This window comes from Neisseria sp., from assembly GCF_030527965.1.
GTDB lineage: Bacteria > Pseudomonadota > Gammaproteobacteria > Burkholderiales > Neisseriaceae > Neisseria.
The window spans coordinates 16627-30535 of the sequence record NZ_JAUMZU010000011.1; the positions used below are offsets into that span (position 1 = coordinate 16627).

Here is a 13909-nt window from a genome sequence, read left to right on the forward strand (position 1 = left end):
ATTCTCTTACTTTGTTACGACATCAAAAAATCACCTCTTATCCTTATCGGAACAGGCTGCCCACACAGCATCTTTTTGAAAGAAGATTTATGCACAAACCGCTTATTTTTATTTTATTTTCTATTGCGTCTGTTGCCGTGCAAGCGTTTCCCGCGCCGGCCGGCGAATGGGAATGGCCGCACACCATTTCATGGCATGACAAAACCAGCAACAGCACCGACAGTGTCAAAGGTAAAGAAAACATCTGTATCAGCCAAAAAAGCAGCGCCGATTATCCGCAATCGCAGGCCGATAGTTTGAAAGCGGAAAACTGCAACATCAGCGATTTTCAAAGTAACGAGAATAAAGCATCGTTTAAAGCCAGCTGCGAAACCATGAGTTTTGATGCGCAATATGAAAAATTAAGCGACAACGAAATCAAGTTCACCCAAACCATTCACAGCCGCAAAGGCAAAAGCTACACAGCCAGCGGCGTCATGCACCATAAGAACAGCAATACGGCCGCCTGCGTCGAATAATGCCTGTCTGAAAAACAATCATGCCCGCATTTCATCTTAACATTGCCCGGCTTGCCGTAGGCTTTCATGTATATGCGCATGGCGGTAGGGCGGGCTGCAATGATGAAAACGGCGTGCTTCGGTTTTAACCAGCCGATTGCCTCATGAAGGAAACCCCTATCAATGAACATCCGAAAATTTGCCTTACCGGCCGGTTTGGCCAGCTTATTGGTCGCCGCATTGCCCGTTTCTGCTGAAACCATCGCGTTTCCCGCACAAACAGGGCAATGGCTTTTTGCTTATGAAACCGTTTTCCGCCAAAGCGGGCCGGAGCTGGCCGATGCGCCTCAAAAACATACCCGAAACCTCTGCATACGCCCTACCGATAGCGCCGACTATCCAAAAGCTATGACAAAAACACTGGAGCAAGACGGTTGCTCAATCGAAGATTACCGGAGCAACGGGCAAACGGCTTCTTTCCGAGCCGCCTGCCCTTCGGTGCGTTTTGAGGCGCGTTATGAAAACCTAGGTAAAAACCAAATCCGCTTTACCAAAACCGTGCGCCCCGAGGGAGAGCCGGTTTACTTTACCGAAAGCGGCATCATGAGCCATCACAACGATAAAACGGTTCGCTGCGGCGAAACCGACTGGCTGCCTTTCTGAATGGCTGGTTTTCAGACAGGCCTCGAAGCTGTTATAGTTTGCCCTTTGCAGTCATCGAATAAGCCTGCCTGAAAACCTTGTCTGCCATGCTTCCGGCAATACGCATTAGCCAAACTTTGCCGGTTTTTTACTAATTTCGCGTCCGATTCATCATGTAAATCGAATGCCCATACACTTTTCATTCAAGTAACCGCAAAACGATATGAACAGCAAAACTTTTCTCCGTCTTTCCCTTATCGGCTTAGCCGCCTTGCTGGCCGCCTGTACCGGTACGAAAAAAAGCGGCGGCGGTTATGTGCCCATTGCCGGTACGGGCCCAGCGCTGCCTGCGGGAGTGCCCGCCGCTCCGGGTACGGTCGTCAGCCCGGCCGGCAGCGGTGTCAGCTATCGTGCCGTGTCGCATCACGCCCTGCCGCATTGGGCGTTTCAACATTTCGTGCGCAGCCTGGAATCGTTTAAAACCGGTTGTACCAAGCTGAAAGCCCGCGCCGAGTGGCAGAACGTTTGCGCGCAGGCCGAGCGCACTTCGCGCAACTACTTTTCCGCCAAGCATTTCTTTGAACAATACTTTACCGTGTGGGAAGTGAGCGAAAACGGCCAGCTTGCCGGCACGGTAACCGGCTATTACGAACCGGTGCTGCAAGGCGACAATAAAGCGACCCGCAAGGCCCGTTTCCCGATTTACGGCATTCCGAGCGATTTCGTTTCGGTCGAATTATCTGCCGGCCAGCGTGCGGCCAAAGGCACCGTACGCATCAAGCCGGCCGGCACTAACCGCGGCACTATCGCGCCGGACGGTCAATACACGGCCAATCTCAGTGAATTTCCGATAACCGAGCGCAGCAAAGCCATTAAAGGCCGCTTTACCACCGACAACCGTTTCGTTCCCTATTACACCCGTGCCCAGATTAACGGCGGCGCGCTTGACGGTAAGGCGCCGATTCTGGGTTATGCCGATGATCCGGTCGAACTTTTCTTCCTGCAAATCCAAGGATCGGGGCGCCTGCAGACGCCTAGCGGCGGCTTTATCCGTTTGGGCTATGCCGATAAAAACGAGTATCCCTATGTTTCCATAGGAAAATACATGGCTTCCAAGGGCTATTTGCCATTGAATCAAACGACTATGCAGGGCATTAAAGAATGGATGCGTCAGAATCCAACGCATCTGGCTGAAGTGTTGGGGCAAAACCCCAGCTATGTGTTTTTCCGCAAACTGGAAGGTACGGCCGAAGAGGGCCCTGTCGGCGCACTCGGTACGCCGTTGCACAGCGAATTTGCCGGAGCGGTCGACCGCCGCTATATCACGCTGGGTGCTCCGTTGTTTGTGGCGACAACCCATCCGGAATCCCGCAGCGCACTTAACCGCTTGATTATGGCGCAAGATACCGGTTCCGCCATCCGAGGAGCCGTGCGTGTCGATTATTTCTGGGGTTACGGCGATGAGGCCGGCAAAGTTGCCGGAAAAATGAAAAACACCGGCTATGTGTGGGAGCTGCTGCCCAACGGCATGCAGCCGCAATATCGTCCTTAAATAGCCCTTGTTTTGGATACAAAATGCCTGTCTGAAACGTTCAGACGGGCATTAATGCTGTTTGATTATATAAAAATCATATTCCAATTGAGAACAAAGATATAAATTCTGATTTTGAACTTCCTCGCACCGGCACAGTCTACAGCACAACAAATATGCAGATGTGTATGTTTGTTCCTCAATAAAACAGAAGGAGCTTGTTTATGAATCTCAAGCAAACATTTTTTACCGTCATTACATCCGTCGCACTGATTTTCTCAGTGAGTGCCGCCCAAGCGCGCGGCACCACCAACCAAACCAAAGCCACCATTGCCGGTGCCGCCGCCGGTGCCGCAGTCGGCGCCGTTGCCGGAAAGAACACCCAAAGCGCCTTGGCGGGCGCTGCTGTCGGCGGCTTGTTGGGTAATGCCTACGCTTACCACAACAAAAAACTGACTGCCGCTGAAAACAACAACCGTTACCACGTGCGGGATCGTTATTATGACGACGACCGCCGCCGCAGAAGACCTTATCCCGAACGCCGTTTCGACAGAGATTTCGATGACGATGGCCCTCGCGGCTGGGGACGCCCTCATCACCATCATCATCACGGTGGCCCTTTCTAAGCAAAATCTGCAAGATACAGTCCTTTATTTGTCTTGATATTGAAACAATGCCTGTCTGAATTTTCAGACAGGCATTGTCAATGGCTCGTCGGCATGGTGCCATGGCGGGTAAACGCCGTTATCTTCGGCAAATAGCCTCGATATGGAAACGAAAATAGCGAATGTAAGGATTCAAAAATCCCCTTGTCAGTTAAAATAGCCCTATGCTAGTATGCCGCCTAATTCCCTCAGAGGGCCGCTTCAAACCTGCATTAGTGATGGAAAACTTTGGCCCAATTCGGTAAAATACCGTTCAAATTTTTTATAAACCCCGCCGTAAGGCATATTAAGGACTAACAAAAATGTCAAACATTGAACAACAAGTTAAAAAAATTGTTGCTGAACAACTTGGTGTAAGCGAAAGCGAAGTTAAAAACGAATCTTCCTTTCAAGACGACTTGGGTGCAGACTCACTGGACACTGTAGAGCTGGTTATGGCGCTGGAAGAAGCGTTTGGTTGCGAAATTCCCGACGAAGAAGCAGAAAAAATCACTACCGTGCAACTGGCAATTGACTACATTAACGCCCACAACGCCTAAGCGCGTGGATGAAAATACCGGGAATGTTCAGGCAAAGCGTTAACGTTTGCCGCCTGAAGCCCTGAGAGCCCCTGTTGCGCGGAAAGTCTGCACAAAGGGGCTTTTAACCTTTCATAATATGCGCCCCAAAGCTCGGGAAAACCTTACTAGAGAAACGAGAAGATTTTATGAGTCAGAGAAGAGTGGTCATTACAGGCTTGGGCCAAGTGTCTCCGGTCGGCAACGATGTCGCAACCGCGTGGGAAAACCTGTTGGCCGGCAAGAGCGGCATCGGTTCCATCAGCCGCTTCGATACATCCGAACTCAGCAGCCAGATTGCCGGCGAAGTACGGAATTTCGACATCGGCCAATATATTAGCGCCAAGGAAGCGCGCCGCATGGATGTCTTTATCCATTACGGCATTGCCGCATCGCTTCAAGCCATTGCGGATGCGGGCCTGAACGACACGCCTGATCTGAACAAAGAACGCGTCGGCGTTAACGTAGGCGCAGGCATCGGCGGGCTGCCCAGTATCGAGGCGACCGGCAGAGTCGTAGCGGCAGACGGTCCTCGTAAAATCAACCCGTTTTTCATCCCCGGTTCACTCATCAACATGATTTCCGGCCATGTAACCATTCTGACCGGCTATCAAGGCCCGAGCTACGGCATGGTATCGGCCTGCACGACCGGCGCGCATGCGATTGGCGATTCTGCCCGCATCATCCAATACGGCGATGCGGATGTGATGATTGCAGGCGGTGCCGAAGGTGCGATATGTATGCTTGGCATGGGTGGTTTCGCCGCCATGAAAGCCTTGTCGACCCGCAATGATGATCCCGCAACCGCTTCTCGTCCGTGGGATAAAGGCCGTGACGGCTTTGTTATGGGCGAAGGTGCTGGTGTTTTGGTGCTGGAAGAATTGGAACATGCCAAAAAACGCGGCGCGCGCATTTATGCGGAATTGGCCGGTTTCGGTATGAGTTCCGACGCCCACCATATTACCGCGCCTAATGCAGAAGGCCCTGCGCTTTCGGTTAAGCGTGCTTTGGCGGATGCCGGTTTGAATGCTGCCGATATCGACTATGTCAATGCCCACGGTACGTCTACGCCGTTGGGCGATGCCAACGAAACCACAGCGCTAAAACTGGCGTTTGGCGAGCATGCCAAAAATTTGGTCGTCAACTCCACCAAGTCCATGACCGGCCATTTGTTGGGTGCCGCCGGCGGGGTTGAAGCGGTTTACAGCGTATTGGCAGTGAAGAACCAAGTGTCTCCGCCAACCATCAACCTGTTTGAACAAGATTTCGAAGCCGGTTGCGATTTGGATTATTGCGCCAATCAAGCCCGCGAAATCACTATTCGTGCCGCCATTTCCAATTCGTTCGGTTTCGGCGGTACTAACGGAACACTGGTATTCAAGAAATTCGAAGCTTGATTCTGGATGATGATAAATGATGTCAAGAGCCGCACCCGCTATTCAGTAGAGCATGTGCGGTTTTTTCTTTATACGGCACCGGCCTTAAGAAATAAGAGCCTCCGGATGCCTGTCTGAAAGTTTTACTGCACTTTAAGGGCTAATCTTCTTGCACCATCAGCAAGCATGTTTTAAAGTTTGAACAATTTCTACCAAAGAGAAAAAAGATGAAAATTACCATAATCGGCGCCGGTGCATGGGGCACTGCATTAGCCATCCACTTTGCATCGCATGGCAACGCGGTTGCCGTATGGTCGCGTAACCGTGCCCATCAGGAAGCCATGCAACAAGACCGTGAAAACAAACGCTATCTCCCCGGTTTTGCGCTCCCCGACAATTTGACCGTTCATACGGAGTTGGGCGAAGCGTTGCAAGACAGCGAATTGGTATTGATTGTTACTTCTGTAGCAGGGCTGCGCGATAGCGCCGAATTGCTGAAACAACACAATGCAGGGCATCTTCCTATTCTGACGGCATGTAAAGGCTTCGAGCTGGATACCGGTCTGCTGACTTTCCAAGTCGTACAGCAAGTGTTGCCTGACAATAAACAAATCGGCGTATTGTCCGGCCCCAGCTTTGCTCAAGAATTGGCCAAGCAGTTGCCTTGTGCCATTGTGCTGGCCTCCGAAAATGAAGCGTGGATTAACGAATTGGTTGCCCAGCTCAATACCAATGTAATGCGTCTTTACGCCAATACTGATGTTATCGGCGTTGCCGTCGGCGGTGCCGTGAAGAATGTCATGGCCATTGCGACGGGCCTTTCAGATGGTTTGGACTACGGCCTTAATGCCAGAGCCGCTTTGGTTACCAGGGGGTTGGCTGAAATTACCCGCCTGGCGATTGCCATGGGCGCCCGACAAAAAACCATGATGGGCTTGGCCGGCATGGGCGACCTGATTTTAACCTGTACCGGCGCGCTTTCGCGCAACCGCAAAGTTGGATTGGGCTTGGCCGAAGGAAAAGAATTGCACGAAGTGCTAACGGAAATCGGTCATGTCGCAGAGGGCGTGCCAACCATTGACGAAGTGTTCGAAGCGGCTTGCAAATATCAAATTGATATGCCGATTACCCAAACGCTCTATCAACTGGTGCGCAAAGAATTGCCGGTAGAAGAGGTGGTTGCTCGCCTGATGTTGCGTGAAACAAAATCCGAATAAGTTCTTCAGTGTATAAAACGCTATAAACAGAAATTAATGCCTGTCTGAAAAACCATTTTTCAGACAGGCATTATTGACACGGATAAAGCAGCACACTATCCTTAGCCACAAAATTTGAAACGGTAGCTAGTAACCATGGAACAACCTTTAGACAAACTGGAAATCAGTATTTACCAACTTGCTCAGAAATTCGAAACGCTGGTTTCTGACAAAAAACGCTTGGAAGAAGAAATTCAACGTTTAAAAGAAGAAAACACCAGAGCCGAGCAGCAGCATGAAGCAGCGATAGACGAACTAAGCGAAGCCTTGTTGGTGCAAGTCAACAAACTAAAAGAAGATTTGCAAACCAAAATTGACCAGTTGATTTTAGAAAACCAGCAATACCGTGATATGTTGGCTAAAAATGCCGACCAAATCCGCGCCATCTTAGCGCGCTTGCCCGTAGAATCCTGAAAGAAAGTGCGTAAATGAGCCAAATCGTACAAGTTGACGTCGACATCATGTCACGCCAGTTTAAAATCGGCGCACCAGCCGAAGAAAAAGATACTTTGATTCAAGCTATTGATTTACTTAATCAAAAGATTGCAACCGTTAAAAGCACCGGCAAAATCGTAGAAAGCGACAAAATCCTGATTATGGCCGCATTAAACGTTGTGCATGACCTTCTTAAAATGTCTATGCAGAATGGTTTGGCAATCGGTGAGTTTGAGCGTAAAATAAATGACATGTTACAAGTTTCCGAGCGCGCATTGGCAAAGCTGCCTTCAGCGCAATCGTAAGCCTGTTCCCTTTTTTCCCTGCGGTGTTCGCGAAGGCATACATTCCTTTGAACCAATAAGTTCGCTTAAGGTTGCCGGGAGTTTGCAGTGGGCGTGAGCTTCTTTACTGAATGCACCCGAAGCTGTCCGAGGCGACCGCCTTGTCTGACAAGGTTCAAGCGGATTGAGCCGAAACGGCACCGGCGGGGAACCCATAATTAACGCCGCTTTTGCGGTGTTTTCCTTATCTTCGCCATGTAAAAGCAACAGCTTTTTCCCTCTTTGCGGCAAATCTTTCCGTGCGCATCAATAAAATTGACAGGAATCCGATTTCTCTTTAAAATCGGTAACTTTCAATATATTTATTTGGATTACTCCTCATGAAAACCTTTTCAGCGAAACCGCATGAGGTTAAGCGCGAATGGTTTGTTATCGATGCAGAAGACAAAGTTCTGGGTCGTGTTGCAGCCGAAGTCGCTAGCCGTTTGCGTGGCAAACATAAGCCGGAATATACCCCTCATGTTGATACAGGCGATTACATTATCGTTATCAATGCCGACAAACTGCGGGTTACCGGTGCGAAATTTGAAGACAAAAAATACTATCGCCATTCTGGCTTCCCCGGTGGTATTTACGAGCGTACTTTCCGCGAAATGCAAGAGCAGTTTCCGGGTCGCGCTTTGGAAAAAGCCGTTAAAGGCATGTTGCCGAAAGGCCCTTTGGGTTACGCCATGATCAAAAAATTGAAAGTGTATGCCGGTGCAGAACATCAGCACGCAGCACAACAACCTAAAGTTTTGGAAATTTAAGGACACGACATGAACGGTAAATATTACTATGGCACAGGCCGCCGGAAAAGTTCAGTGGCTCGTGTATTCCTGCAAAAAGGTACCGGCCAGATTATCGTAAACGGCCGTCCGGTTGATGAATTCTTTGCTCGCGAAACCAGCCGCATGGTGGTTCGTCAGCCATTGGTTCTAACCGAAAATGCAGAAGCTTTCGATATCAAAGTGAACGTTATCGGTGGTGGCGAAACCGGCCAATCTGGTGCGATCCGTCACGGTATTACCCGTGCTTTGATTGATTATGATGCTGCTTTGAAACCCGCTTTATCTCAAGCTGGCTTCGTAACTCGCGATGCCCGTGAAGTGGAACGTAAAAAAGCCGGTTTGCGCAAAGCCCGCCGCGCCAAACAATTCTCCAAACGTTAATTGTTTGGTTTTACAAAGCATTGATTCAGAAACCCGCTGTTATCAGCGGGTTTTCTTATTGACGGAATATATGAATCAGACTAAATCAAATAGTACGCTTAGGCCGATTTTGCAACCGAATATACCTGTCTGAAACATTGTGCATGATTTAATCTTTATAATTTTTCAGATAATAATATTAAATCGTATCATTTTCGGTTTCTATTTTGAGAAATCATCTTTGCAACACACGTTTTTATCAAGAAAGGAAAGATATGCTTTCTACCATTTTAGTTGGTTTCATTGTTGGTGTATTGGCTAAGTTATTCCACCCGGGAAAAGACAATCTGGGTTTGATTATGACGACGCTACTTGGCATTGCAGGTTCTATCTTGGCCGGTTGGATTGGGCAGGCCGCAGGCTTGTATCAAATGGGACAACCGGCAGGTTGGATTGCTTCGACGATTGCTGCGGTTGTTATTCTCATTATTTATACGCGGATTGTTAAAAAGTAAACCGCTTATTCAAATTACATCATAATAAATGCCTGTCTGAATTTTTCAGACAGGCATTTATTATGATGCTTCCGAAGAAAGGAGGCTGATTATTTGCTGTTTTCTTTTTCCATCGAACGATTTTTTTCTATGATTTCCCGATACCAGCGAGGATGGTGTTTTTTGGCCCATGTTTGAGTGACAACGCCTTCCACCATGGCACGAATGGTGCCTTTTACCCAGAAAGCCGCATAAACATGCACGATAATGCCGGCAATCAAAATCAGCGCAGCCCAAGCGTGGAACAATAAGGCCAAGCGGATGATCGGGATGGGAAACAGCGCGGCGATATAAGGGCGCCAAGCGATGAAGCCTGTGCACAATAAAACCATCATACAACCTGTCATGAGCCAAAACATACCTTTCTGGCCGCCGTTATATTTTCCGATATCGCCGACTTCGTGACCTTTCAGCACCGAACCCACTGATTTCATCCATTTGATATCTTCTTTATCGACAAAGTTGTATTTCCAATAGCGGAAAAACTGTACAAAAAAGCCGAGAAACATAACAACGCCCACAAAAGGATGAATAATCCTTGCTAATTGAGGCGTGCCGAATACGCCGGTTAACCAGAAAAAAGCGGGGTAGAAAAATGCCAATCCTGAAATGGCCAACAGAGTGAAGCAGACAGCAACAATCCAGTGGTTTATGCGTTCGCTGCGCGTGTAGCGCTGAATCAGTTTTTCTTTCATTATGCATCCTCCTCGCCGTGCAGGGTTTTGCCGTCTTTACCGATGACTTCCGGCGCATCTTCTTCCGCTTTGCTCGGGCCGACGGTGATGTAGTGGAAGAAACCGGTTAAGGTAGCGGCGGCGATGCCGATGGTAGCCAGCGGTTTCAAAAAGCCTTTCCATAGTTTCACTGCGGTGCTGATGGAAGGATTGCTTGGCAAGCCGTGATATAGCTCCGGCTTGTCTGCATGGTGAAGCACATACATCACATGAGTGCCGCCAACGCCTTCCGGGTCGTATAGGCCGGCGTTTTTGAAACCGCGATTGTTCAGGTCTTTGATGCGTTCCTGTGCCACTTGTTTCATCTCGGCTTTTGCCCCGAATTGGATGGCGCCGGTAGGGCAGGTTTTAACGCAGGCAGGCTCTTGTCCTACGGAAACCCGATCGGAGCAGAGCGTGCATTTATAGGCGCGGTTGTCTTCTTTGTTTAGACGCGGAATGTTGAATGGGCAACCGGAAATGCAATAGCCGCAACCGATGCAGTTTTCTTCGTGAAAATCAACAATGCCGTTGTGATATTGAATGATTGCGCCGGGGGAAGGACAGGCTTTCAAGCAGCCGGGGTCGGAGCAGTGCATGCAGCCGTCTTTGCGAATCAGCCACTCTAGCTTGCCGTTTTCCTCCACTTCGCTAAAGCGCATAACCGTCCAACTTTTGGCAGACAGGTCGATAGGGTTGTCATATACGCCGTGATTGGTGCCGATTTCATCGCGTATGTCGTTCCATTCAGAGCAGGCGACTTGGCAGGCTTTACAGCCTATGCAGGTGGTCACGTCGATTAATTTGGCTATTTCCGTCGGCCGGCGCACTCCGGGAGGCGGCGTTACTTCGGAGGTGGCAGAACGGCGTTTGATGTCTAGAGATTGCAGTGCCATGGTTTCCGTTCCTTATGCTTTTTCGATGTTGACCAAGAAGGTTTTATATTCGGGCGTTTGCGTATTGCAGTCGCCGACAAACGGAGTGAGCGAGTTCACCAGAAACTGTTGCCGTTCGGCCACGTTGACCCATCCGCCATGCAGCGGAATGCCTACCTGATGCACGGTACGATTGTTGATGGTTAAGGGAACGACGCGTTTGGTAACCACTGCTTTTGCCTTAATCCATGCGCGTTTCGAGGTGACTTTAACCCAGTCGCCTTTTTGGATGCCTTTCTCTTTAGCCAACTCTTCGCTGATTTCGACGAATTGCTCGGGTTGGGCAATCATCAAAAGTTTTACCGATTTGGTCCAGAATTGGAAATGTTCTGTCAGGCGGTAAGTGGTGCCGACATAAGGGAAATCCTCGTGTGTACCGATGCGGTCTTTGACACTGTCGAACAAACGCATGGCAGGAGCTTGTATCACTTTAGGATGCAGCGGATTGGTGCCGATTGGTGATTCCAAGGGCTCGTAGTGTTCGGGGAACGGGCCGTCGACCAATTTTCTCTGACAGAATAAGCGGCCTACGCCTTCTTCGTTCATGATAAAAGGATTCATGCCGGAATCGGGTGCGGCATCGGCTTTGAAGTCGGGTACGTCTGCGCCAACCCATTTTGCGCCGTCCCATTTGATTAATTCCCGATGCGGATCCCAAGGTTTGCCGGTGGGATCGCATGATGCACGGTTGTAGAGGATGCGGCGGTTGGCCGGCCATGCCCATGCCCATTTCGGGGTGTTACCGAGGCCTGAATCGGTGTTATCGCGGCGATCCATCTGATTGCCTTGTTGCGTCCACGAACCTGAGAAAATCCACGTGGCGCATGCGGTGGAGCCGTCATCGCGCAATTGGGCGAAACCATCGAGCAATTCTCCTTTTTTACGGATAACGTTGCCGTCTTGGTCTTTGATGTCTGCAAGTGCGTAGCCGTTCGATTCTTTCGCCATCTCTTCCGGTGTAGGCGCATTGGGTTTGGCATACTTCCATGACAATTTTGTAATCGGCTCGGGTGCGGTGCCGCCTTCTTTCTCGTACATTTCTTTAAGCAGCAGATGCAGTTCGCCCAAGATATCCAAATCGGGCATGGCCTCGCCGGGTGGCTCGGCGCCGGGATGGTGCCATTGCAACCAACGGGAAGAATTCACAATCGAGCCGGATTCTTCTGCAAAGCAGGGTGTCGGCAAGCGGAATACTTCGGTTTGGATTTTGGATGGATCGACATCATGAGCATCGCCGTGGTTTTGCCAGAAGGTGGCCGTTTCGGTGCTCAACGGATCCATCACCACCATGAATTTCAATTTGGAGAAGGCTTCGGTTACGCGGTGGGCGTCGGGAAAAGAGCCTTGTGCATTGAAGCCTTGTACCAACAGGCCGTTGACTTTGCCTTGGTACATTAATTCGACCAATTGCAAAATGTCGTACATTTTGTCCCATTTGGGCAGCCAGTCGTAGCCCCAATTGTTTTCCTTAGTGGCATTGTCTCCGTACATCCATTTGAGGAAACTCACTAAGAATGCCGGCGTGTTGCTCCAATAGTTAAGCTGGCCGGGCTGCAGGGCTTTGGGCGTTTGTTTGGCCAGATAGTCGGAAAATGTAGGATGGCGCTCTTCGTTTGGTAAGACCAAATAACCCGGCAACATGGTTGAAAGCAGGCCCAAATCAGACAGGCCTTGGATGTTGGAATGGCCCCGCAATGCATTAACGCCGCCGCCGGACATGCCAATATTGCCCAGTAAGAGTTGTACCATCGCCATGGTACGGATCACTTGGCTGCCAGTGGTGTGTTGCGTCCAGCCCAGAGCATACAGAATGGTGCCGGCTTTATTGGGTGCGGCCATTTCTCCTCATGCGCGGGCTACTTTCAGAAAATCTTCTTTCGGCGTGCCGCAAAGGGTGTTCATCATGTCGAGCGTGTAGCGCGAATAATGTTTTTTCAGCATTTGCCACACGCTGCGCGGGTGTTGCAGCGTCGGATCGGTTTTGGCGTAGCCGTTGGCATCCAGTTCGTAAAACCAAGTTTCGTTATCGTATTTTTTCTTGTCTTCGTTATAACCGGAGAACATGCCTTCGTCGAAGTCGAAGCCCTCCGACACGATAAAGCTTGCGTTGGTATAGGCTTTAACGTATTCCCATTGGATTTTATCGTTTTCGATGAGCCAGTTGATCAATGCGCCGAGGAAGGCGATGTCGCTACCCGAGCGGATGGGCGCATAAAAGTCAGCGACGGAAGCCGTGCGGTTGAAACGCGGGTCGACGACGAATAATTTGGTGCCTTTTTTCTTTTTGGCTTCGATAACCCATTTGAAACCGACCGGATGGGCTTCGGCGGCGTTTCCGCCCATAACCATGATGAAATCGGCGTGTTGGATGTCGACGAAAGTATTGGTCATGGCGCCTCGGCCGAAAGTAGAGGCGAGCGCGGATACGGTTGGGCCGTGACAGACGCGGGCTTGGGCGTCGGTGGCGACGATGCCCAGCGAGCGCATCCATTTTTGAGTCAGAATGCCGGTTTCATTGGAAGAGGCTGAGGCGGTCAGCATGCCCAGAGAGGGCAGGCGGTGCACGGGAACGCCTTGTTCGTTGTGTACGATCAAGTTTGCATCACGGTCGGTTTTGATGTGTCTGGCGATACGGGTTAAGGCTTCGTGCCACGAGATGCGCTTCCATTCGTTGGTACCGGGTTCGCGTACTTCGGGATACTGGAGGCGGTTGGGGCTATTGACGAAGTCGACCAATGAAGCGCCTTTGGGGCATAGGGAACCGCGGCTGACTGGATGGTCGGGGTCACCTTCGATATGGAAAATTTTCTTTTTCGCGTTTTTGGCACCGTCGCCTAAGCTATAAAGCAGCGTGCCGCAGCCGACCGAGCAGTAGGTGCAATTGTTGCGTGTTTCGGTAGCGCGGAGCAGCTTGTATTGGCGTACTTCGGCAAAGGCGCTGGCGGGCAGCATGCCCATTACGGCGAGGCCGGACGCACCTGCGCCAGCCGCAGTTACTTTGAAAAACTGCCGTCTTGTGACTTTCATGGTTGTGTTCCTTAAGCTTATTCAGCGGTATTTTTATTATTGGTTTTGTGCGGTATGGTTTGTTACCGCTCCGGCCTTTTCGGCTCTGGTTGTTCAGAACTTATTACATGTGATTACAGAATGGAATAGTTTAATTCATTTGAGGGTCAATAGTCTATTTTTATTTGAAATGGTATTTTTTTGAGAATAATTATTACTTCGTTAATGAAAATGCCTGTCTGAAAAAATTTTTTCAGACAGGCATTTA

General features: G+C 49.9%; 14 protein-coding genes, 1 other RNA gene and 1 pseudogene. 13 read left to right on the forward strand and 3 right to left on the reverse strand.

All coding sequences use genetic code 11. The features are described from left to right. The first annotated feature begins 89 nt into the window (after positions 1-89). From Q4A84_RS06205 to Q4A84_RS06265, 13 genes are all read left to right on the forward strand, one after another. Entirely contained in the window at positions 90-518 is a 429-nt protein-coding gene (locus tag Q4A84_RS06205) for a DUF3617 family protein (RefSeq protein ID WP_303088065.1), read from the forward strand. 162 nt (positions 519-680) lie between these two features. After that, complete coding sequence (locus Q4A84_RS06210) at positions 681-1160, forward strand: DUF3617 family protein (protein ID WP_303088066.1); 480 nt, start codon at positions 681-683, stop codon at positions 1158-1160. 202 nt (positions 1161-1362) lie between these two features. Further along, a complete protein-coding gene (locus Q4A84_RS06215) occupies positions 1363-2691 on the forward strand; it encodes a murein transglycosylase A (protein ID WP_303088067.1) in 1329 nt (442 codons plus the stop codon). A gap of 203 nt (positions 2692-2894) precedes the next feature. Next, positions 2895-3296, forward strand: coding sequence for a glycine zipper domain-containing protein (locus tag Q4A84_RS06220; RefSeq protein ID WP_303088068.1), 402 nt, complete (start codon positions 2895-2897; stop codon positions 3294-3296). Positions 3297-3637: 341 nt separating this feature from the next. Then, the gene (gene acpP / locus Q4A84_RS06225; RefSeq protein ID WP_303088069.1) at positions 3638-3874 is read left to right on the forward strand and encodes an acyl carrier protein; all 237 of its coding nucleotides are present in this window, start codon (positions 3638-3640) and stop codon (positions 3872-3874) included. Between the two features lie 167 nt (positions 3875-4041). Continuing rightward, positions 4042-5289, forward strand: coding sequence for a beta-ketoacyl-ACP synthase II (gene fabF, locus Q4A84_RS06230; RefSeq protein ID WP_303088070.1), 1248 nt, complete (start codon positions 4042-4044; stop codon positions 5287-5289). A gap of 206 nt (positions 5290-5495) precedes the next feature. Continuing rightward, positions 5496-6485 (forward strand): NAD(P)H-dependent glycerol-3-phosphate dehydrogenase, encoded by a 990-nt coding sequence (locus Q4A84_RS06235; RefSeq protein WP_303088071.1) that lies wholly within the window; start codon positions 5496-5498, stop codon positions 6483-6485. 135 nt (positions 6486-6620) lie between these two features. Continuing rightward, positions 6621-6938 carry a hypothetical protein gene (locus Q4A84_RS06240; RefSeq protein ID WP_303088072.1) on the forward strand — a complete coding sequence of 106 codons (318 nt, stop codon included), beginning with the start codon at positions 6621-6623 and terminating at the stop codon, positions 6936-6938. 14 nt (positions 6939-6952) lie between these two features. After that, a complete protein-coding gene (locus tag Q4A84_RS06245) occupies positions 6953-7264 on the forward strand; it encodes a cell division protein ZapA (protein ID WP_303088073.1) in 312 nt (103 codons plus the stop codon). 12 nt (positions 7265-7276) lie between these two features. After that, positions 7277-7457: non-coding RNA, 6S RNA (gene ssrS / locus Q4A84_RS06250), on the forward strand. Positions 7458-7623: 166 nt separating this feature from the next. After that, on the forward strand, positions 7624-8052 hold the full coding sequence (gene rplM, locus Q4A84_RS06255) for a 50S ribosomal protein L13 (RefSeq protein WP_303088074.1): 429 nt from the start codon (positions 7624-7626) through the stop codon (positions 8050-8052). A 9-nt stretch (positions 8053-8061) separates the two neighbouring features. Beyond that, on the forward strand, positions 8062-8454 hold the full coding sequence (rpsI, locus tag Q4A84_RS06260; RefSeq protein WP_303088075.1) for a 30S ribosomal protein S9: 393 nt from the start codon (positions 8062-8064) through the stop codon (positions 8452-8454). 254 nt (positions 8455-8708) lie between these two features. Beyond that, a complete protein-coding gene (locus Q4A84_RS06265) occupies positions 8709-8948 on the forward strand; it encodes a GlsB/YeaQ/YmgE family stress response membrane protein (RefSeq protein ID WP_303088076.1) in 240 nt (79 codons plus the stop codon). A gap of 89 nt (positions 8949-9037) precedes the next feature. Here the strand turns inward: Q4A84_RS06265 and Q4A84_RS06270 are convergent, their stop codons facing one another. From Q4A84_RS06270 to fdnG, 3 genes and pseudogenes are all read right to left on the reverse strand, one after another. Then, on the reverse strand, positions 9038-9682 hold the full coding sequence (locus tag Q4A84_RS06270; RefSeq protein ID WP_303088077.1) for a formate dehydrogenase subunit gamma: 645 nt from the start codon (positions 9680-9682) through the stop codon (positions 9038-9040). After that, complete coding sequence (fdxH, locus tag Q4A84_RS06275) at positions 9682-10596, reverse strand: formate dehydrogenase subunit beta (RefSeq protein WP_303088078.1); 915 nt, start codon at positions 10594-10596, stop codon at positions 9682-9684. Before fdxH ends, Q4A84_RS06270 begins: the two co-directional genes overlap by 1 nt. Before the next feature lie 12 nt (positions 10597-10608). Next, a pseudogene (fdnG, locus tag Q4A84_RS06280) lies at positions 10609-13662 on the reverse strand (formate dehydrogenase-N subunit alpha). Positions 13663-13909: the final 247 nt, after the last annotated feature.

Bases quoted from the DNA above. Each gene is read 5' to 3' on its own strand.
- Q4A84_RS06215 (WP_303088067.1), top strand. From the start codon at position 1,363: ATGAACAGCAAAACTTTTCTCCGTCTTTCCCTTATCGGCTTAGCCGCC.
- Q4A84_RS06205 (WP_303088065.1), top strand. From the start codon at position 90: ATGCACAAACCGCTTATTTTTATTTTATTTTCTATTGCGTCTGTTGCC.
- rpsI (WP_303088075.1), top strand. From the start codon at position 8,062: ATGAACGGTAAATATTACTATGGCACAGGCCGCCGGAAAAGTTCAGTG.
- Q4A84_RS06240 (WP_303088072.1), top strand. From the start codon at position 6,621: ATGGAACAACCTTTAGACAAACTGGAAATCAGTATTTACCAACTTGCT.
- Q4A84_RS06210 (WP_303088066.1), top strand. From the start codon at position 681: ATGAACATCCGAAAATTTGCCTTACCGGCCGGTTTGGCCAGCTTATTG.
- Q4A84_RS06245 (WP_303088073.1), top strand. From the start codon at position 6,953: ATGAGCCAAATCGTACAAGTTGACGTCGACATCATGTCACGCCAGTTT.
- Q4A84_RS06235 (WP_303088071.1), top strand. From the start codon at position 5,496: ATGAAAATTACCATAATCGGCGCCGGTGCATGGGGCACTGCATTAGCC.
- rplM (WP_303088074.1), top strand. From the start codon at position 7,624: ATGAAAACCTTTTCAGCGAAACCGCATGAGGTTAAGCGCGAATGGTTT.
- Q4A84_RS06265 (WP_303088076.1), top strand. From the start codon at position 8,709: ATGCTTTCTACCATTTTAGTTGGTTTCATTGTTGGTGTATTGGCTAAG.
- fdxH (WP_303088078.1), bottom strand. From the start codon at position 10,596: ATGGCACTGCAATCTCTAGACATCAAACGCCGTTCTGCCACCTCCGAA.
- Q4A84_RS06220 (WP_303088068.1), top strand. From the start codon at position 2,895: ATGAATCTCAAGCAAACATTTTTTACCGTCATTACATCCGTCGCACTG.
- acpP (WP_303088069.1), top strand. From the start codon at position 3,638: ATGTCAAACATTGAACAACAAGTTAAAAAAATTGTTGCTGAACAACTT.
- Q4A84_RS06270 (WP_303088077.1), bottom strand. From the start codon at position 9,682: ATGAAAGAAAAACTGATTCAGCGCTACACGCGCAGCGAACGCATAAAC.
- fabF (WP_303088070.1), top strand. From the start codon at position 4,042: ATGAGTCAGAGAAGAGTGGTCATTACAGGCTTGGGCCAAGTGTCTCCG.